At 70.6% G+C, this 19,221-nt stretch carries 19 protein-coding genes and 1 pseudogene; 14 read left to right on the forward strand and 6 right to left on the reverse strand.

Annotated features, from left to right (window positions below; translation table 11 throughout):
- Positions 1-32: 32 nt before the first annotated feature.
- Positions 33-1,145 (reverse strand): globin domain-containing protein, encoded by a 1,113-nt coding sequence (locus tag ACFY3L_RS30305; RefSeq protein WP_389331472.1) that lies wholly within the window; start codon positions 1,143-1,145, stop codon positions 33-35.
- Positions 1,146-1,389: 244 nt separating this feature from the next.
- Here ACFY3L_RS30305 and ACFY3L_RS30310 point away from each other — a divergent pair, with 244 nt between their 5' ends.
- Entirely contained in the window at positions 1,390-1,836 is a 447-nt protein-coding gene (locus ACFY3L_RS30310; protein WP_389331475.1) for a pyridoxamine 5'-phosphate oxidase family protein, read from the forward strand.
- Between the two features lie 118 nt (positions 1,837-1,954).
- Here the strand turns inward: ACFY3L_RS30310 and ACFY3L_RS30315 are convergent, their stop codons facing one another.
- Positions 1,955-3,508 carry a peptide deformylase gene (locus ACFY3L_RS30315; protein WP_389331478.1) on the reverse strand — a complete coding sequence of 518 codons (1,554 nt, stop codon included), beginning with the start codon at positions 3,506-3,508 and terminating at the stop codon, positions 1,955-1,957.
- Positions 3,509-3,866: 358 nt separating this feature from the next.
- Here ACFY3L_RS30315 and ACFY3L_RS30320 point away from each other — a divergent pair, with 358 nt between their 5' ends.
- The 5 genes from ACFY3L_RS30320 to ACFY3L_RS30340 all read left to right on the forward strand — a co-directional run bounded on the left by ACFY3L_RS30320 (position 3,867) and on the right by ACFY3L_RS30340 (position 7,408).
- Positions 3,867-4,658: a hypothetical protein gene (locus ACFY3L_RS30320; protein WP_389331481.1), complete on the forward strand. Its 792-nt coding sequence runs from the start codon at positions 3,867-3,869 to the stop codon at positions 4,656-4,658.
- A gap of 94 nt (positions 4,659-4,752) precedes the next feature.
- Entirely contained in the window at positions 4,753-5,562 is an 810-nt protein-coding gene (locus ACFY3L_RS30325; RefSeq protein ID WP_389332518.1) for an MEDS domain-containing protein, read from the forward strand.
- On the forward strand, positions 5,559-6,482 hold the full coding sequence (locus tag ACFY3L_RS30330; RefSeq protein ID WP_389331484.1) for an anti-sigma factor RsbA family regulatory protein: 924 nt from the start codon (positions 5,559-5,561) through the stop codon (positions 6,480-6,482). The genes ACFY3L_RS30325 and ACFY3L_RS30330 overlap by 4 nt, the downstream gene beginning before the upstream one ends.
- Before the next feature lie 91 nt (positions 6,483-6,573).
- Entirely contained in the window at positions 6,574-7,080 is a 507-nt protein-coding gene (locus tag ACFY3L_RS30335; protein ID WP_389331487.1) for an NUDIX domain-containing protein, read from the forward strand.
- A 142-nt stretch (positions 7,081-7,222) separates the two neighbouring features.
- Positions 7,223-7,408, forward strand: coding sequence for a hypothetical protein (locus ACFY3L_RS30340; RefSeq protein WP_389331490.1), 186 nt, complete (start codon positions 7,223-7,225; stop codon positions 7,406-7,408).
- A 79-nt stretch (positions 7,409-7,487) separates the two neighbouring features.
- Here the strand turns inward: ACFY3L_RS30340 and ACFY3L_RS30345 are convergent, their stop codons facing one another.
- Positions 7,488-9,524, reverse strand: coding sequence for a hypothetical protein (locus tag ACFY3L_RS30345; RefSeq protein WP_389331493.1), 2,037 nt, complete (start codon positions 9,522-9,524; stop codon positions 7,488-7,490).
- A gap of 206 nt (positions 9,525-9,730) precedes the next feature.
- Here ACFY3L_RS30345 and ACFY3L_RS30350 point away from each other — a divergent pair, with 206 nt between their 5' ends.
- The 5 genes and pseudogenes from ACFY3L_RS30350 to amcA all read left to right on the forward strand — a co-directional run bounded on the left by ACFY3L_RS30350 (position 9,731) and on the right by amcA (position 14,465).
- Complete coding sequence (locus ACFY3L_RS30350; RefSeq protein WP_389331496.1) at positions 9,731-10,084, forward strand: sterol carrier family protein; 354 nt, start codon at positions 9,731-9,733, stop codon at positions 10,082-10,084.
- A gap of 182 nt (positions 10,085-10,266) precedes the next feature.
- Positions 10,267-11,826 carry an amidophosphoribosyltransferase gene (gene purF, locus ACFY3L_RS30355; RefSeq protein ID WP_389331499.1) on the forward strand — a complete coding sequence of 520 codons (1,560 nt, stop codon included), beginning with the start codon at positions 10,267-10,269 and terminating at the stop codon, positions 11,824-11,826.
- 57 nt (positions 11,827-11,883) lie between these two features.
- Positions 11,884-13,038, forward strand: a complete 1,155-nt coding sequence (gene purM, locus ACFY3L_RS30360; RefSeq protein WP_389331502.1) for a phosphoribosylformylglycinamidine cyclo-ligase — start codon at positions 11,884-11,886, stop codon at positions 13,036-13,038.
- Between the two features lie 154 nt (positions 13,039-13,192).
- Positions 13,193-14,294 (forward strand): annotated as a pseudogene (amcB, locus tag ACFY3L_RS30365) (cyclophane-forming radical SAM peptide maturase AmcB); the annotation flags it as partial.
- Between the two features lie 33 nt (positions 14,295-14,327).
- A complete protein-coding gene (gene amcA, locus ACFY3L_RS30370; protein WP_389332521.1) occupies positions 14,328-14,465 on the forward strand; it encodes a multiple cyclophane-containing RiPP AmcA in 138 nt (45 codons plus the stop codon).
- A 138-nt stretch (positions 14,466-14,603) separates the two neighbouring features.
- Here the strand turns inward: amcA and ACFY3L_RS30375 are convergent, their stop codons facing one another.
- The gene (locus ACFY3L_RS30375; RefSeq protein WP_033365009.1) at positions 14,604-14,834 is read right to left on the reverse strand and encodes a DUF3073 domain-containing protein; all 231 of its coding nucleotides are present in this window, start codon (positions 14,832-14,834) and stop codon (positions 14,604-14,606) included.
- 197 nt (positions 14,835-15,031) lie between these two features.
- Positions 15,032-16,090: a Glu/Leu/Phe/Val dehydrogenase dimerization domain-containing protein gene (locus tag ACFY3L_RS30380; protein ID WP_389331505.1), complete on the reverse strand. Its 1,059-nt coding sequence runs from the start codon at positions 16,088-16,090 to the stop codon at positions 15,032-15,034.
- Positions 16,091-16,189: 99 nt separating this feature from the next.
- Here ACFY3L_RS30380 and ACFY3L_RS30385 point away from each other — a divergent pair, with 99 nt between their 5' ends.
- On the forward strand, positions 16,190-17,029 hold the full coding sequence (locus ACFY3L_RS30385; RefSeq protein WP_389331508.1) for a hypothetical protein: 840 nt from the start codon (positions 16,190-16,192) through the stop codon (positions 17,027-17,029).
- A 680-nt stretch (positions 17,030-17,709) separates the two neighbouring features.
- Entirely contained in the window at positions 17,710-17,919 is a 210-nt protein-coding gene (locus tag ACFY3L_RS30390; protein WP_033365012.1) for a BldC family transcriptional regulator, read from the forward strand.
- 120 nt (positions 17,920-18,039) lie between these two features.
- On the opposite strand, the gene ACFY3L_RS30395 is transcribed toward ACFY3L_RS30390, so the two are convergent.
- Positions 18,040-18,420 carry a PPOX class F420-dependent oxidoreductase gene (locus tag ACFY3L_RS30395; protein ID WP_389331511.1) on the reverse strand — a complete coding sequence of 127 codons (381 nt, stop codon included), beginning with the start codon at positions 18,418-18,420 and terminating at the stop codon, positions 18,040-18,042.
- A 102-nt stretch (positions 18,421-18,522) separates the two neighbouring features.
- Between ACFY3L_RS30395 and ACFY3L_RS30400 the strand changes: the two genes are divergently transcribed.
- Positions 18,523-19,221: a glycosyltransferase family 2 protein gene (locus ACFY3L_RS30400; protein WP_389317454.1), complete on the forward strand. Its 699-nt coding sequence runs from the start codon at positions 18,523-18,525 to the stop codon at positions 19,219-19,221.

Consider the following 19,221-nt stretch of genomic DNA (forward strand, 5'->3'; position numbering starts at 1 on the left):
CGCCGCCCGCACGAACGGCGCCCCTGCCGGTGTTACGAGTCCCCGAAGGCGTCGTATTTGATCCGGATTGCGGGGACCTGCATCTCCGCGAGGGTGCGCAGGGTCGAACGCACCATCTGCGGCGAGCCGGAGACGAAGAAGTCGTGGTCGTTCCACGGGCCGTAGCGGGCGACCACGTCGGAGATGTTGCCGTGCTCTCCGGGGAAGTCGGGATCGTCGGTGGTCGCGGCCACCACCGACAGCCACGGGTAGCGGGCGGCGAGCCGGTTGAGGCAGGCCAGGTCGTACAGGTCGTCGCGGGTCCTGCCGCCGACGAACACGTGCACCCAGCGGGTCCGGTTGGCCCGGGTCATCTCCTCGATCAGCGCCTTGATCGGGGCGAAGCCGGTGCCGCCGGCGACGCAGACGATGTCGCGGGTCGAGCGGCGGTCCATGACCATCGAGCCCATCGGGGCGCCGAGCCGGAGCATGTCGCCGGGCTGGACCTTCCGGACCAGCGCGGAGGACACCCAGCCGGCGCCGACGGCCCGAACGTGGAAGTCGATGGAGCCGTCCTTGCGTGGCGCGTTCGCGGCGGAGTACACGCGCCACAGCCGTGGCTGGTATTTGCATTCGACGCTGATGTACTGGCCGGCGCGGTACTCCAGCGGCTGCAGCGGACGGCACGTCATGACGGCGATGTCCTGGTTGCGCCGCTCGTGGTGGAGGACCTCGGCGTGCCAGTAGGGCGGGTTCGTGGAGTCGGCCTCGGCGCCGGCGATCATCTTCTCGGCGATCACCGCGTAGGCGTCCCGCCAGGCCTGGTCGAACTCGTAGGTCCACTCGTCACCGACGAACGTGCGCATGCCCTCCAACAGCGCATCGCCGACGATCTGGTAGTGCTCGGGCCGCACGTGGAACTTGCGGTGATCGCGGCCGAGCGAGCGCAGGTACTCGTCGAACGTGTCGGGGTCGTCGACGGTCTGCACGGCGGTCACGATCGCGCCGAGAAGCCGGGAGCGCTGCACGTCCATCTGGACCGGGAAGAGGTCCCTCAGCTGTGGGTTGTTCAGGAACATACGCGCGTAGAAGTAGCTGGCGAGCTTGTCCTGCTGCTCCTCGACGAGGCTCCAACTCTCCTTCAGTAAACGCGACAGATCGCTCATCGGTGCCCTTCGCGGTCAAACGTAGGTGCCGTCGGACAGCCAGCGTCTCCACCAGGGACGACCACGCATCGCACTGAATGTGCGACGTCGTGTGTTCACCGCTTGTTTCCACTCGACGCGCCGGTGCGGGCACTGGACAGGCAGGGCCGTCCGGCTCAGTCGCACTGACTGTCCGGCCGTCCCACACGGTCGGTGTTTGGCTGGGGACAGAGCCAGCCGTCCATGGAGGTGCACCGTGCCGACCGTGTCCGACCTATCGCGCGACGTGTCCAAGGAGCTCGACGACCGGATGCAGAACTTCATCCGCCGCCAGGAGATGCTGTTCGTGGCGACGGGCGAGCCTGAGGACGGCCACGACTGCACATTCGTCACCGGCGGCGCCGGCTTCGTGCGGGTCCTGTCGGAGGACCGGCTCGCGTGGCCCGAGTTCGGCGACGCGGGCCTGTCGGAGGCGATCACCGACATCGAGCGCGACCCGCGGGTCAGCCTGCTCTTCGTCGACTTCGCCCGCGGCGCGATCGGGCTGCACGTCAACGGCAAGGCGAAGGTGCTGGACGACGACGCGATGCGGCGCGCGTACCGCTCGCTCAATCTGGATCCCACGCTGGACCTGGTCGCCGACCGCCGCCCGGCGCGCTGGATCACGGTCTTCGTCGAGTCGGCCTACATCTCCGCCGCGGGCGAGCTGTAGCGTTCCGGCATTCCGGCCTGCTTCGGCCTGTTGCAGGCTTTCCCGGGCGCCCGCTCTACGGGCGCCCGGCCTTTCGCGCGACCGGCTCTCGGGCTCCGGGGCTCAGGCGCCCCGGAGCTCAGGCGTAATGCCAGGGCTTGCCCGTCTGGCGGTACTCCGTCGTCGGCACGAGCGGCGCGTCGTGCTCCATCCGGTCCAGGTAGAGCCGCCCGTCCAGGTGGTCGATCTCGTGGGCCACCAGACGGGCCAGCGCCCGCTCGTACACCGTCGTCACCGTCGAACCGTCGAGCAGCTCGCTCTCCACGGTGATCCGCAGCGGCCGCCGCACCAGCCCGCGCACGTCGAAGAACGACAGGCAGCCCTCGAACTGCTCGTCGGCCTCGGCCGACTCCGCCACGACCTTCGGGTTGATCAGCACGATCTGGTCCGCGTCAGGGTCGGCCGCCCGGATCACCGCCACCGCCAGCCCCGCACCGAGCTGCGGAGCGGCGAGCCCCACGCCCTTCACGAACGGGTGCAGCGCCTCGATCCGGTCCAGCGCCGTGGCCAGCTGCTCGATGACGTCCTCGGCCCGCGCCGACTCCCCGGGCAGGTCCAGCCGCCGCACCGGCCGGTCGAGGCCCGCCTCGCCGCGTTGGATCACGCCGGCCGCGCGCATGGCGTCACTCGAGGCCGGCTGCACGAAAGGGGGCTCCTCCCAGTCGTCCGGCTGCTCGACCGCCCCCTCGGGCCGGGTGCCCCGGAAGCGCCACTCCAGCCGGTAGCGGTCGTGCAGGGTCGCCTGCTCGGTGTGCCACGAGAAGACCGCCCGCCCGTCGACGGACAGCTCCTGCGTGATGGGGGTGCGCAGCGGCACCTCCTCCGCCGACAGCGACGTCTGCACGCCCCAGACGACCGGCCGCATCCGCGCCGGGAACTCGACCTCGATGGTGAGCTGCCGGGTGGGCAGGCGGACGGTGCGCTGGAACCAGTGGCCCCACTTCTCGACGCTGATGTGCCACGAGTACGCGATGGTGGTCCGCTGCCCCGGGTACAGGGGGAAGCGGCCCTGCGCGTTCTCGAACAGCAGCCACGCCTCCTTGAGCGCGTCCCGGTCGGTCTTGGACCGCCAGTCCATGGGCTCGCCGGCGCACGACGCGACCATCGCCAGCTCTTCCCACGACATGGGGTGGTCGCGGTGATGGCGGTTGGAGCGCGCCGGGTCGTCCGGGTAGCGGTCCACGGAGATCCGCACCAGGTAGCGCGTGACCGGCTCGGTGCCGGCGTTGTACAGCGCACGGCGGACCGTGCACCGGTATTTGCCGTCGACGTAGGACAGCCGGGCGGTCTCCCGCTCGACGACCAGTCCCGTGCCGGGCGGCAGCCACTGGTCGGGCACCGGCGGGTCGCGGCCGGGGAGGCCGACCCGGCTGCGGGCGGTCGCGCGCAGCTCGTCGTACTCCTTGTAGCGCTGCCAGATGGCGCCGCCGCTCTGCAGGATCGCCTCGGCGCGCCGGGCGAAGTCCTCGGTGGGGCGGTGGCGGCGGGCCTCGACGTGGCTCACGTAGGAGGCGTCGAACCCCATCGCGGCGGCCAGCTGCTTCTTGGACATACCGCGGTCGATGCGCCACCGCGCGAACTCCGCGACGAACGCCTCTGACGCCCGCTGTACGGGAGAGTCGCTCGTAGTCATGTCCGTCCCAGCCCCGCAGGGAGACTGCCCCTGCCCGACTCAGTGTCCCTGGGGTCGGCGGCCGAACAGGTCAAGCGGACAATTTACCGACAAAAAGGTTGACAACGCCTCCCCATCGGGGTTGATCAACGCACGGGCATCAGCAGCCTGTCTACGTAAAGTTACACAAAGTGACATCGGATAGCGGACAATGTTGGAGTGGTTAGGCTTACCTAATCGAGGTATCGTGTGCGCTTGGCATGCATGTCTGGGGGTATTCGACGGTGGTGAGCACCGCACACACGCATAGGACGAGCGCCGCGCCGCGGCGTCCTCGCAGTGTGTCCCCCTGCCCGCCCGGGACCATCGGCGACCCAACGTGACCGCCCTCATCAGCCGGACCGCCGCCGACCCGCTGGCTCCGGTGATCGCCGGGCTGGCGCGGATGGGGCTGCGGCACGGCAAAGAATCACTCCAAGGGCTGTCCACCGGACTGGTCCCGCCCCACGGCCCCGGCTGGCGCGCCGCCGGCGAGCTGCTCACCGCCGAGGGCGTCCGGGAGTGGCTCGACGCCGCCGCCCAGCGCTGGGACGCGCAGCCGCACGCCGCCGCGGCCCTCGCCTGGAAGTGCTACTCCTACTGGCTGGCCCTGCCGGCTGTGATCGGATTCACCGGCTCGCGGCGGGTGCCGCTGATGACGCCGGACCACGTGCTGGTCCGGTTCTCCGACCGGCAGCCCTTCCTCACCCTCGCGCTGCGCCGGCCCGTCACCGCGGTCCTCGCCACCGACCCCATCGTCGCCACCGACACGCCCGGGCTGCTCATCGTCGACGACGAGGACGAGCTGCTGGGCGTCATGCGGCGCTCGCTCGTCGACGCCCACCTCGACCCGATGCTCGACGAGGTGCGCAAGCAGGCCCGCCTGGGCCGGCGGACGCTGTGGGGCTCGGTCGCCTCCGGGGTCTCCTACGCGATCTCCCGCGGCTACGTCGCGCCCGGCGCCACGATGCTGGACACCGCCCACCGCGTGCTGGCCGCGCTCGGCGCCGACGACCTCGTCGACCTCAGCGTCCGCGAGCAGGGCGGCCTCGACATCAAGCGGCGCACCTGCTGCCTCGCCTTCACCCTGCCCACCCCGAAGGTCTGCACCACCTGCTGCATCAGGGCCTGACATCAATTTCGGCGCCGGTGGGTAAGTTGAGGGCATCAACGACAGCGTCTCGACCAAACACACCCGGCACGTCCGCCTGGGCGACCACCTCTGCCTGCCGTTCGCGAGCGATCAGGAGCAGCGCGAAGTGGTCTCCGCCTACATCGCCGACGGCCTCGTCCGTGGTGAGCGGGTCCTGTACTACTCGGACCGGACCGCACCCGGCGCCATCGACGCGTGGCTGGACCCGCGCGGCGTCGACGGCGCCCTCGCGATCGCCCGCGGCCAGCTCGAGGTCCGCCCGGCCGCCGACGACCGCTTCGACCCCGGCGTCCTCGTCGACGGCATCCGGCACGCCGTCCGCGACGCCCGCGCCGCGGGCTTCCAGGGCCTGCGCCTCACCGGCGAGATGAGCTGGGCCCTGCCCGACACCGTCCGCCTGCACGAGTACGAGTCGGGGGTCGCCTCGACCGTCACCGGCTCCGACGGTGTCGCGGCGGTCTGCCAGTACGACGAACGCCTCTTCGACAAGGCGGACATCTCCGGTCTCGTCGCCCGGCACCCCGGGGTGATGACCATCGATCCGCTGCACGACGACCGCCGGCTCCGCATCGTCCCCACCTTCGCGCCCCGCGGCCTGCGCATCATCGGCACCGTCGACGACTCGACCGCCGGGCCGTTCGCCGAGGCGCTCGCCCACACCGCGGGGTGGCCCGAGCCGATCGTCGTGATCGACCTCGCCGAGCTGCGCTTCATCGACGTCCGCGGCATCCGCGCCCTGGTCCGCGCCGCCGAGGCGCTGCCACCGGACCGGACCCTGCAGGTGCGCCACCTCGCACCGACCCTGCGCAACGTGCTGCGCATCGTCGGCTGGGACGCCACCCCGGGCCTCACCATCGGGGATGCGGGGGTGCGGACGTCGTGACCCTGATCCACCAGGCGCTGCTGTTCGACTCGCCCGAGCAGTTCCTCGCGGCGGCCGTGCCGTTCATCATCGAGGGCGTGCACCGCGGTGACACGGTCCTGGCCGTCACCTCCACCCGCAACACCGGCCTCCTGCGCGAGCGGCTCAACGGCGCCACCGACCGGGTCACGTTCCTGGAGCCGGCCGGCTGGTTCGACTCCCCCGGGCGCACCCTCGCCGCCCACCACCGCCGCATCGACGCCCTCGCCGGCGACAGTGCCTGCCTGCGGGTCATCGGCGAGCCCGTCTGGGCCGGCCGTGACGACCTCGAGACGTCGGAATGGGGCCGGTACGAGTCGGTGGTCAATGTCGCGCTCGCCGACTCCCGCGCCTGGGTCATGTGCGGCTACGACAGCAGCACCCTCGCCAGCACCATCGTCGACGACGCCCGCCGCACCCACCCGCGGCTCGCCGTCGGCACCGCCAGCGAGGTCAGCGCCGACTTCACCGAGCCCGCCTCCTACTACGCCGCCCGCAACACGCCGCTCACGCCGTACCCGCCCGCCGGCGTCGAATGGATCCCGGTCTACGCCGACCTGGCTCCGGTCCGGCAGTTCGTCGCCGACCACGCCCCGCGCCTCGGCGTCGCGGGCGACCGGGTCGACGACTACGTGCTCGCCATCAACGAGATCGCCACCAACGTCCTGCGGCACGGCGGCGGCACGGGCGAGGCCCGCATGTGGGCGACCGACCGCCGGGTCGTCTGCGAGATCACCGACGCCGGCACCGCCACCGGCAACTTCCTGGGCTTCCTGCGCGCCGACCCGCACTCCGAGCGCGGCCACGGGCTGTGGATCGCCCGGCAGATCTGCGACCTGCTGGAGATGCGCACCGGCACCACCGGCACCACGGTCCGCCTCCACATGCGGCGGGCGGTCTGAGCTCCCGGCCCTTCTTGACGCGCCGTCACCTGTGCACTACGCAAGACGCGTTCACCATCAGCAAACCGGCGTACCCCATTGGACGGACACCGTGACCGCTTCCTTCTTCGCCTCGGAAGGCCCGCCGGAGGCGGAGTTCCACCCCGGCATCGCCCGGCGGATGGCCCACAAGACGGTCGCCGCGGGCGCCCTGATCAGGGATCCCGCCGGCCGGATCCTCTTCGTGGTGCCCAACTACAAGCCGTACCTCGACCTGCCGGGCGGCATCGTGGAGACCGGCGAGCCGCCGAGCGCCGCCTGCCGCCGTGAGGTCCTCGAGGAACTCGGCCTCGACCGGCCCACCGGCCGCCTGCTGGTCGTCGACTGGACGCCCGGCCGCGGCCCCTGGAGCGACCAGGTCCAGTTCGTCTTCGACGGCGGCGTCCTCGACCCCGCCACCGATCTGCGCCCCGCGGCCGACGAGCTCACCGGCGTCCGGTGGCTCCCGCTTGAGGACGCCACCATCCGCGCCTCCCTGCACCGCCGCCTGTCATTGGCATTGACGGCGCTCACCACCGGCGAACCGATCCACGCCGAGATGGGCCACCGCTACCAGTAGCGTCACTCGGTCCCCGGCGCCGCCCACCCGCCCCCGAACGGGGGAAGCTGACCAGCGCGGGACCAGGACCGTTCGCATGCTGACGAGTCCGTGCCCGCCACCGCACACTCTGTGACGTGACAAGGATCATTGAGGAAGCGGCATGATCGGCCACGCGCCCCGCCACCGGGAGCTCGGCCCGACCGCCAAGCTGCTGCGCAAGGTGCGCTGGCTCCGGGTGATGCACCCGCGCCTGTCTACGTCGCCGGTGGTCGCCACGGACGCGGGTCCGGACCCGGCCTGTGTCTCCCGCACGTCGGCAGTCGCGCTCCCCACCCACATCACATGACCCGCCGGCCGGCGACGAGTTCCGGCAGACACGCGAACGGCGCCCCTGGGTGTGTTCAGGGGCGCCGTTCGCGGGTGCGTCAGTCGTCGAGCCAGTCCAGCGAGCGGCGGTTGTTGCCGTTGGCGCCGCCGCGAGGGGCGCCCTGGGGGTCGCCGTAGCCGCCGCGCTGCTCGTAGTTGTCGTTGCCGGCCCGCGGGGGCTCGGGGACGCGCTCGTAGCCGTCACGCTCGTAGCCGGCGGCGGGCTCGTAGCCGCCGCGCTGCTCGTAGCCGCCCCGGCCGGCGTACGGGCCGTCGTAGTCGGCCTGGCCGTTGTAGCCGTTGCCGGCGCTCGGGCCGTAGCCGCCGCCCGCGCTCGGGTAGCCGTCGCCGCCGCCGGGGCCGTAGCCGCCCTGGCCGCCGCCGGCCGGCGGGCCGTAGCCACCGGCACCGCCGCCCGGGCCATAGCCGCCGCCCTGGTCGCCGCTGTACCCGTTGGCGCCGTACCCGTTGGCGCCGTTGGCACCGTTGTAGCCGCCGCCCGAGGGGCCGTAGCCGTTCTGGCCGCCGTCGGCGCCGTAGCCGTTCTGACCACCGTCGGCACCGTAGCCGTTGGCACCGCCCGAGCCGCCGGGGCCGTAGCCGCCGCCCTGGCCGCCGGCGTAGCCGTTGCCGGCGCTCGGCTCCCAGCGCTGGGTGGAGTCCGCGTACCCGCCGCCACCACCGCCGCCACCGGCCGGGGGGGCGTAGCCGCCCTGGTCGTTGTAGCCGTTGCCGCCGCCCGCGCCGTACTCGGGGCTGTACGGGTCGACCGCCGGGCGGGACGAGGGGCCGTAGCCCGCCGAGGGGGCGCCCTGCGCGTAACCGGCCTGGTCGTTGTATCCGCCGCCGTTCGCCGCGCCGTATCCGGCACCGGCACCCGCGGCGCCGTAACCGGAGCCCGCCCGCGGCAGGGGCGCGCCGTACGGGTCCGGCGGCACGTCGTCGTAGCCGGCGCGGCCCGGGCGCACGATCGCGGTCGCGTCGTTCGCGGAGGCACGGTTGATCATCGTGGGCGCGCCGCCCACCGCGGCGACCATCGTCGGGTCGGCCTGGGCCTGGCGGTACCCGGGGCGCTGGGCCGCGCCTCCGCCGCCGCGCCGCGGGGCCGGCTCCTCCTCGATGTCCTCTTCGTCGTCGTCACCACGGCGGCGCAGGAGCAGCACGATCGCGACGATGCCGAAGATGACCAGGAGCGCGCCGAGCGCGATCAGGATGTACGAGGAAAGGCCGCTGCCGCCCTCGCTGGACGTGTTGGTCGTGTTCACCGGACCGGGCGCCGCGGCCGACTGCGAGTCCTCGCCTGCGGGCGTGGACTCCTCCATGGTCGGCGGCGCCACCGGTGAGGCGGTCGAGCCGATCGGCACCAGGGCGATCCGGTTGCCGGTGCTCCCCTTGCCCGCCTGCACATTGAGGTTCTTCGACCCGGCGTCGTACCCGTTCATGGTGACCGAGATCGAGATGCCGCCCGGGGCGATGGGGTTGCTCTCGGTGCCGAGCCAGCGGTAGACGCCGGCGTCGTTGGTGTTCATCGACCGGCTCTTGCCGGCGCCGTCCTCCATGGTGACGGTCGCGCCCTTGAGCGCCTTGCCGGTGGTCGAGTCGTTGACCGTGCCTGAGACCTCGGTCACCGTCTGCGTCGCCGGCGCGGTCTGCGCGGGGCCCTTGGCGGTGATGTTGACCTTGCTGTTCCCCGACAGGCCAGGCGCCGTCACATTGGCCTCGGCCGCCTGGGTCTGGCCGGCCGGAACCGTGCCGGGGCTCTTGGCCTGGACCTGGAACGTCACCGTCTTGTTGCCGTTGGCCGGGACCACCACGGCCGCGCACTCCGCCGACGCACCGCCGGAGTCACACCCGCTGTTGTCGTTGATGCCCTTGACAGTCAGCGTGCCGTTGTTCACGGCCACCTTCACGGTGACCGTCTCAGGCTGCCCGTCGCTGTTGTTCAGCGTGACGCTGATGTTCTTGGTCTCGCCCGGGCTGATTTCGAACGAGTTCGTGGACACGCTCGAGGTGACCGCTGCGAGGGCAGGCGTCACCGCCGTGCCGATGAGAGCGCCCGTCACCAGTACGGCCGCCGCCCCTGCGCGGAGCAGCAAGGCTCGTCGGTGGGTAGTCACGTCCACACCCCTCCGGATCTTGACTTTCACCCGAGCGTCTCTGCCGAGCATGTCTGTCGATGGTCCATCATGCGAGCGGGGCTCGCTTTGCATGGTGCGCCGCAGCAAACTATGCCTTGTCCACAGGGGTCGGCGAAAGGCGCAGGGTGTTGCGACCGGCCCACAGGCGGTCGTATCGTCCCGTCATGTCCACTCCGCACCGATATTCCGACACGGTGCAGACCGTCCTTGATGCGATGGATGCCGGACTCGTTCCGGACCGGTTCGCGCTGCGTGACGCCGTGCGTGAGCTTCTGGCTGACCTCCGGTCCCGCGTTCCCGGCCGTTCGGTGGAGGTGCGGGTTCCCCCATACGGTGCGATTCAATGCATCGAGGGTCCGCGGCACACGAGAGGTACGCCACCCAACGTCGTCGAGACCGACCCCGCCACCTGGCTGGAGATCGCCACGGGTCGGAAATCGTGGCATGAAGCAGTCACCGCGGGGAAGATCCGCGCGAGTGGAGTTCGGGCTGATTTATCGGCCTATCTACCCTTGTAACTGCGCAATTCGTACGGGACACTGGTTACGAACCGCGCGTGAACTGTGGCTGTGCGTCATGCCAAATTCCTCGCGTACACTTTGGTACGCGAAGGCGACCGAATTACGGCGCCTATCAGGTCGGATTCCCTCGACCCACACCGCCGACGAACCCCGACAACTGCGACGACAGGAGCGGCAACGTGCCCCGAGGCGATGGCCGGTTGAGCCACGAGCTCGACCCCCAGCGTCCAGGTCCCCAGGACAAGTGCGGTGTGTTCGGCGTCTGGGCGCCGGGCGAAGAGGTCGCGAAGATGACCTACTACGGGCTGTATGCATTGCAGCACCGTGGGCAGGAGGCGGCCGGCATCGCGGTGTCCGACGGCTCAGGCGTGGTGGTGTACAAGGATCTCGGCCTCGTGTCGCAGGTCTTCGACGAGCCCACCCTGGCGAGCCTGCGCGGCCACATCGCGATCGGCCACGCGCGCTATTCGACCACCGGCGGCTCCAACTGGGAGAACGCGCAGCCCACGCTGCGCTCCACCGCCGCCGGCGAGGACCGCGGCGGCACCACGATCGCCCTGGCGCACAACGGCAACCTGGTCAACACCGCCGAGCTGGCCCGGCGCGTCGCCGAGCTCGGCGATCGCGACCAGATGAACTCGACCAACGACACCGCCCTGGTGACGGCGCTGCTCGCGGCCCGGCCCGACCTGTCGGTGGAGGCCGCGGCGCTGGAGGTGCTGCCGACCCTGCGCGGCGCGTTCAGCTTCGTGTTCATGGACGAGGACACCCTGTATGCCGCCCGCGACGTCAACGGTGTCCGCCCGCTGGTGCTCGGCCGCCTGGAGCGCGGCTGGGTGGTGGCCAGCGAGACCGCCGCGCTGGACATCGTCGGCGCCAGCATCGTGCGCGAGATCGAGCCCGGCGAGCTGATCGCCATCGACGAGCACGGCCTGCGCTCCACCCGCTTCGGCACCCCCGACCCCAAGGGCTGCCTGTTCGAGTACGTCTACCTGGCCCGCCCCGACACCACGATCGTCGGGCGCAACGTGCACGCCGCACGCGTGGCGATCGGCCGCACGCTCGCCAGGGAGCACCCGGTCGAGGCCGACATGGTCATGCCGGTGCCGGAGTCGGGCACGCCGGCCGCGATCGGCTACGCGACGGAGTCGGGCATCCCGTTCGGCCACGGCCTGGTCAAGAACGCCTACGTCGGGCGCACCTTCATCCAGCCGTCCCAGACGATCCGCCAGCTGGGCATCCGGCTCAAGCTCAACCCGCTGCGCGACAACGTGCGGGGCAAGCGCCTCGTCGTCGTCGACGATTCCGTCGTGCGCGGCAACACCCAACGTGCGATCGTACGTATGCTGCGAGAAGCTGGTGCGGTCGAAGTACACGTCCGCATCTCGTCGCCGCCGGTCAAATGGCCATGCTTCTACGGCATCGACTTCGCCACCCGGGCGGAGCTGCTCGCCAACGGGCTCGACCTGGAGGGGATCCGCCGGTCGATCGGCGCCGACTCACTCGGCTACGTGTCGCTGCCCGGCCTGATCGCGGCGACCGAGCAGCCGGCCAACCGGCTGTGCAGCGCGTGCTTCGACGGCCAGTACCCGATCGAACTGCCGGCCGACAACGTGATCGGCAAGCACGTCCTGGAAGGTGTGGCGCGCGCTGCGGGGGCCGCTTCCACCACGACCGACGGTGGCGCGGTCAGCGTCGCCGCCAGCCCGGGCGGCTCGGGCGCACTGCTGCGCCCGTGACCCGCCCACCCGTAGCACCATGCGGTGGCCGCCGCCAAGGCAATCAAAGGGGAGAAAGTGACGCACGTGGATGAGCGCGCCGAGAAGGCCGGTGAGACCGGCCAGGGCAGCACCCCCGAGCGGCAGTTGTGGACCGCCGGTAACGGCAGGAGCCGCAGGCGCACCGTGACGTACGCCGACGCGGGCGTGTCGATCCACGCCGGCGAGAAGGCCGTCGAGCTGCTCCGCACCAAGGTGCACCGCACGCACCGGCCCGAGGTCATGGGTGACATCGGCGGGTTCGCGGGCCTGTTCCGGCTCGACCTCAAGAAGTACAAGAGCCCGATCCTCGCCTCGTCCACCGACGGCGTCGGCACGAAGCTCGCCATCGCCCAGGCCATGGGCATCCACGACACGGTCGGCATCGACCTCGTCGCGATGGTCGTCGACGACCTGGTGGCCTGTGGCGCCGAGCCGCTGTTCCTGCTCGACTACATCGCCTGCGGCGAGGTCGTGCCGGACCGGGTCGCCGAGATCGGCGCCGGTATCGCCGACGGCTGCCGCTACGCGGGCTGCGCACTGCTCGGCGGCGAGACGGCAGAGCACCCGGGCGTGATGCGCCCGGACGAGTACGACATCTCCGGCACCGGCGTCGGCGTCGTCGAGGAGGACAAGATCCTCGGCCGCGACCGGGTCGAGGTCGGCGACGTCGTCATCGCCCTGCGCTCCTCGGGCCTGCACTCCAACGGCTACTCCCTGGTCCGGCACGTGCTGCTCGGCGCGGGCCGCATGCGCCTGGACAGCGTCATCGACGAGTTCGGCTCGCAGCGCACCCTCGGCGAGGAGCTGCTCACGCCGACCCGGATCTACGCGAAGGACTGCCTCGACCTCATCACCGAGAGCGACGTCCACGCGTATGCCCACGTCACCGGTGGCGGCATCCCGGGCAACCTGGTCCGCGTCCTGCCGGAGAACGTGGACGCCGTCGTCGACCGCGCCACCTGGCGGCCGCAGCCCATCTTCGACCTCGTGCGCACCAAGGGGCGCATCGAGGACATGGAGATGGAGAGCACGTTCAACATGGGCATCGGCATGCTGACCGTCGTCTCCGCCGAGGACGCGGACCGCACCCTGGCGTTCCTCGCCGGTCGCGGCCTGGACGCCTGGCAGGTCGGCGAGGTCATCGAGGGCACCGGCCAGGTGCAGATGGTCGGCTCGCACACGCGAGGCTGACCGTCCCCCTGCGGGAAGGCTGTCGGAATAGGCGGGATCGGGAAAGTCTCGCCTATTCCGATCTCCAGGTCTTACCGCAATGAGGCAAGAGACCTAGGCTGAAGCGACACGTCCCTACACCCAAAAGGAGGACGGGGCGGTGTCGTGGAGCGGCATGCGGGGCATCTCGCCGGTGCCAGGCTACGTCGTGATGCAGCCCACGACGTTGTGCAACCTTGACTGCACGTATTGCTACCTGCCGTTCCGGTCCCGCAACGACCGGATGAGCCCCGCCGTCGCGAGCGCGGTCGCAGCGTCGGTCAACGAGTGGGCCGCGGGCAACGACCGCTTCTCCGTGGTGTGGCACGGCGGTGAGCCGCTGACCGCCGGGCGGGCCGCGCTCGCCGAGCTGATGGCCCCCTTCGAGGGTGTCGAGCACCATGTGCAGACGAACGCGACGCTCATCGACGACGAGTGGTGCGAGTTCTTCACCGAGCACCGGATGCACGTCAGTGTCAGTGTCGACGGGCCACCCGAGCTGAACGACCAGCGGATCGACCGGGCGGGTGCCCCCTCGTACGGGCGGATCCGGCGCGGCATCGAGACGCTGCGGCGGCACGAGATCCCCTTCTCGGCGCTCTGCGTCGTCAGCGCGCCCGGCCCGGGCCTCGCCAGCCGGCTCTACGACTACTTCCTCGGCCTCGGCTGCGACGTCCTCGGGATCAACATCGAGGAGCAGGAGGGCGTCAACGCCCGCGCGAACGATCACGGCGCCGGCGCGGTCCGCGGCTTCTGGGCCGAGCTCGTCGCGGCGTGGCGGCGCGACCCGCGCATCCACGTGCGGGAGATCGAGTGGACGCTGCGCTACGCGGGCGCGGTCCTGGCCGGCGGCGCCGACGACGTGCTGCCCGCCGCGCTCGACCCGATCCCGACGATCGCCGCCGACGGGCGCGTCTTCCTGCTCTCACCCGAGCTGGCGGGTTTCACGGACGTGCGGTACGGCGACTTCTCCTCCGGCAGCGTCCTGCGGACACCTCTGGCCGAGATCCTGGCCGGTGCGGCGGGCTCGGCCGGATGGGTGCCGGAGTACCTGCGCGGCGTCGAGGCGTGCCGCTCGACGTGCGCGTACTTCGGCTTCTGCGGCGGCGCCCACGCGGCGAACCGCTACTTCGAGCACGGCAGGTTCGACGGCACCGAGACGAATCACTGCCGCAACAGCAAGATTTGCCTTCTGGAGGGAGTGCTGGACCATGCCGGAGCACGCTGACCCGGTCACCGAGCGGGTGCACGGAGCCGCTGACGGCCTTCGTGTGCTGCTCGACGAGGCCGCCGTGGCAAGGGCCGCCCGCTCGGAGGCGAGTGGTCAGGACGGCGCGAGCGCCGTCTGCGCCTGGAACCACTTCGAGAACATCCCGACCTTCTACAACTGGAACAACCGTCCCCGTTGAGGGCTGGTCCAGCAGCGTCAGGCTATGACCAGACACCCACGCGGTGTGCCGTCGAGAGAACGGCCACCGCGCGGGTGTCTCGGACATGACGCGGGCACGTGGGGTCGCCACGTGCCCGTCAGCCGGGTAGACCGATGATCAACGACTCCGTGAGCGCCAATCGCTGTCGCTGGAGGAGTCGTCGTAGTTACCGTCGTCCTCGTCGTCGGCCTCATCGTCGACTTGATCGCCGGATCCGGCGTAGTCGTCGTAAGACTTCGGGCTGCCCGCGAGCTCGCGCTGCAACGCGTCGAGGTCGGTGTTTGGGGAGTGATACTTCAACTCCCTGGCCACCCTAGTCTGCTTGGCCTTCGCACGGCCGCGCCCCATGGCTCGACCCCCTCGCACAGAATTACGGGGCAGCCATTACCGGCAGGCCCCGACAACGTCAGGCATCTCTCGTGGCTCTTACGGTACATGTCGAGGGCACCTTTCGGCATCTCGCCCCTACTGACCAATTCGGTGGCGTTGCTTACCCGACCGGACCGGTTGGGTAAGCACCACCGTCGTGCCGTGGTCGTCACGTCCTACAAGAGGATCGTACGGAGCCTTCCGACGTCGGCCATCCGCCGTTCGGCGAGTCGGTCCGCGGCGGCCGCCGGCGAGACCCCCTCAGCCTCCGCGAGCTGCAGGATCTCCCGGGTGGTGTGGAAGATCCGGGCGGCCCGCTGCTGCGCCCGGGCGAAGTTGAAGCCTTCGATCTCGTCGGCCACCTGGATGACCCCGCCGGAGTTGACGACGTAGTCGGGGGCGTAGAGCACGTCGCGCTCGGCGAGCAGCTTCTCCACCCCCGGGTGAGCCAGCTGGTTGTTCGCCGCGCCGGCGACGATCTTCGCGCGCAGCACGGCCGCGGTCTCGTCGTTGAGGGCCCCGCCGAGCGCGCACGGCGCATACACGTCGAGGTCGGCCGCGACGAGGTCATCGCTGCTGCCGACCACGTCCACCTGCGGATACGTGGTGCGGACCCACTCCAGGGCGCGCTCGTTGACGTCGGTGGCGACGATCGACGCGCCGTCTTCGATGAGGTGCTCGGTGAGGTGCTTGCCGACCTTGCCGAGCCCGGCGATGCCGACCCGCCGGCCGGCGAGCGTCGGGCTGCCCCAGCGGTGCTCCGCCGCAGCCCGCATGCCCTGGAAGACCCCATAGGCGGTAAGGACCGACGAGTCGCCCGCGCCGCCGTGCGATTCGGAGCGCCCCGTGACGAACCTGGTCTCCTTCGCCACGACGTCCATGTCCTGCACGTAGGTGCCCACGTCGCACGCCGTGTAGTACCGCCCACCCAGCGACTGCACGAACCTGCCGTAGGCCCGCAGCAGCGCCTCGCTCTTGTCCTTGTCCGGGTCGCCCCAGATGACGGCCTTGCCGCCGCCGAGGTCGAGGCCCGCGAGCGCGTTCTTGTACGCCATGCCGCGGGACAGGTCGAGGACGTCGTGCAGGGCGTCGTCCTCCGTCGCGTACGGGTAGAAGCGGGTCCCGCCCAGCGCCGGTCCGAGCGCCGTCGAGTAGATGGCGATGATCGCGCGCAGGCCGGACGGCCGGTCGTGACAGTAGACGACCTGCTCGTGGCTGGTGGTGAAGACACCCATGGATGCTCCTGTGTCGGTGGGGGGCCCGATCCTCGTGAGACGGCGCCTGTACACCGACCCTAATACCGGCGGCCGACACTTTCGTGCGACGATCGGCCCGTGCCGTCGCTGTTCGCGTCATATCTGCGGGTGTACGAGCCGCTGGCCGCCTTCGATCGCGACCACCAGCTGTACTGGCGTCGCTACGTCAAGGAGGGCAGGGCGGTCGCACTGTCCGACGGCCCTGGGCGGCAGCGGACGGCGGTCATCGAGGCGCTCGGCGCCGGCTGGACGCGCCTGCCCGACCTCCCCGAGGAGGCCTACGTCCTGGAGGCCGACGACACCCTGCTCGTCTGCCCGTGGAACCTGCGCATCCGCGTCGCCGAGGCGGCGCTCACCGCCCGCGACGGCGTGCCGAGCGTGATCGCCGACGCCTTCGTCCCGCCGGTGCTCGCCGGCCTCGCGCAGACCGTCGTCGACGACTGGCGCAGCGGCGACAACGTCCTGGAGCGCGGCATGCCGCGGGTGCACGAGCAGGTCGCCACGTGGGGGGTGCCCCTGCGCTGGTTCGTCTTCGTGGACCTGGAGGAGCGCGAGCTGTCGCTGCGCCCCGGGCGGCGGGTCCTGCGCTACCGCACCGAGATCTCCAAGGCCCGCCGGCGGGCGCACCGGGCCTATGCGGTGCTGCGCCGGGCCATCGGCGACGCGCCGATCACGGTCGCGGTCGAGGAGACGGCGCGCTGGCTGGAGGAGTTCCACTCCCGCTCGATCGTCGAGCTGGACTACGGCGGCCTGGTCAGCCTGCTGTCCGACGAGACGCTCATCGAGGACGACTCGCCGGGGCTGGTGTCGGCGGGCCTGTCCAGCGTGGCCCGTGGCGACGCCGACGAGGCGACCGAGGTGTACGAGAAGCTGGTCGAGCGCTGGCGCGCCGTGCAGCTCCTGGAGCGCTGCAACTAGCCCCGCACCGACCTCCGCCCCCGCCCACAGATCACCCCGACGTCCACCCGTTTGATCCAAGTCGCCGCACGGCCGCCACTCCGCCAGCGGAAGCCCCGCCGCCCCGCGCGTTGATCCAAGTCGCGAAATGGCTGCCCGAACGGCCAGCCCGCGACTTCGATCAGCTCAGGCAGCCGCCGGCACGCCGTCCGGCAGCCGGCCTCCGCGGCGTGGACACGGATCGTCACCGTGCCGCGACCAGGACCGCGGAGCGACCGCTCGGCCGGCGGCGTCCGGGAGTCACGGGAAGGCGGGGGCGGGTCACCGGCACGGCACAAACCGGTCATAGTCCAGCTTGAATGTCCGGATCCCAACAGCCACGAACGGGTGTCACCCTTCGCAACCGAATCGCTCCGAAGTGGTGTCCGTTATGGGTTATTGGGAGGACTTTGTAGGCTACCGCTCACCCGGTCGGGTGAGCTAGATTCGTATCGGCTCACCCACAGAGCGTCACATCCGGTCCCGCTTTATCCCATTTCGTGTCACCAAATTGGGAAAATTCACTTATTCATCATCCGTCCATACAGGGACCTTCAGCCGTTCGGCCCATGTCGGACATCGGGGACTAGCCGGACCATAGGAAACGCGTCGGCCGGCGGGACCCCGTCCGACGTTCCTGGGTACCTGTGGAGGAGTGACCGATGCCATCTCGCACGCATGAGCCTGAGCCGTTGCTAACACCGGCTGAGGTCGCGTCGATGTTCCGCGTCGACCCGAAGACCGTCACCCGATGGGCGAAGGCGGGCAAGCTGAGCGCCATCCGCACCCTCGGAGGCCACCGCCGCTATCGCGAATCCGAGGTGCGCGCCCTGCTCCAGGGACAGATCCCGCAGCAGCGCCAGGGCGACTGAGGCGCAACCCTACCTCGCGCCACCCTCCGGTGCCAAAACGACATGCTTGTTCCCCGCGACGCGCTCGGATCGTCACCCCCCGGTGATCCGGGCGCGTTGCTTTGTGCGGAGAACAGCCGTTCAGACCAGCGTGATCCGCACCCCCACCGTGCCGTCCTCGCCGCGCCGCCGGACGCTCATCCAGACGAACAGGCGGCCGCGCAGGCCGTACTTGCGCCTGATGAGCTCGCGCGCGGTGCGGCCGCCCTCCGGGCCGAGGATCGTGGCGTGCCCCGGCACCGCCTCGCCGGTCGGCACTCCCCGGACCGTGCACGGCGCCACCGTCACCGCGCCGTCCCGGCGGATCCGTTTCACCTTGCCGGAGTCGGCGACGGTCCAGATCACCAGATCGTCACCGTCGGGTGCCACCCACACCGGGGTCGGCACCGGGGTGCCGTCGCGCCGGAACGTCGTGACCGCGATGTACGCTTCGTCGCCCAACCGCTTCGCCGCACTTGTCATAGGCGACACCGTACGAGGGTGCAACCGCTCGCGGGGACATCACACGCGCGGGTGACGAAAGGCTAGTCTGATGGTCCCAACCAGAACTCTTCGGAGATCGTGATGAAGCTGTCGATCCTGATGCCGGTCTACAACGAGGAGGTCCGCGTCGCCGACGCCGTCAAACAGGCGCTCGACGTGGACTACCCGACGGAGACCGAGCTTGTCATCGTCGACGACGGCAGCCGGGACCGCACCGCCGAGATCCTCAACGGGCTGCACGACGAGCGCCTCCGCGTCGTCATCCACCCGCGGAACAAGGGCAAGGGCGCGGCCATCCGCACCGCGGTCGAGCACGCCACCGGCGACTACATGGTCATCCTCGACGCGGACCTCGAATACGACCCGCAGGACATCCCCAAGCTGCTCGAGCCGGTCCTCGACGGCCGCGCCACCGTCGTCTACGGCAACCGCACCTTCGGCAGCCACAGCTCCTTCTCGTTCTGGTACGTCATGGGCAACAAGGCCGTCACCACCGCCGCCAACATGCTGTACAACTGCTACCTCGGCGACCTCGAGACCTGCTTCAAGCTCATGCCCGTCGAGCTGTACCGGTCGCTGCAGATCAAGTCCGCCGGCTTCGGCATGGAGGCCGAGGTCACCGGCAAGCTGCTGCGCAACCGGCACCGCCCCTACGAGGTGCCGATCAGCTACCGCGCCCGCACCCGCGAAGAGGGCAAGAAGATCACCTGGAAGGACGGCGTCGAGGCGCTGTGGATCCTCTCCCGTGAGCGCGTCCGTAAGCCGTCGCACAAGCGCTGA

Source organism: Dactylosporangium sp. NPDC000521 (genome assembly GCF_042898305.1).
Taxonomy (GTDB): domain Bacteria; phylum Actinomycetota; class Actinomycetes; order Mycobacteriales; family Micromonosporaceae; genus Dactylosporangium.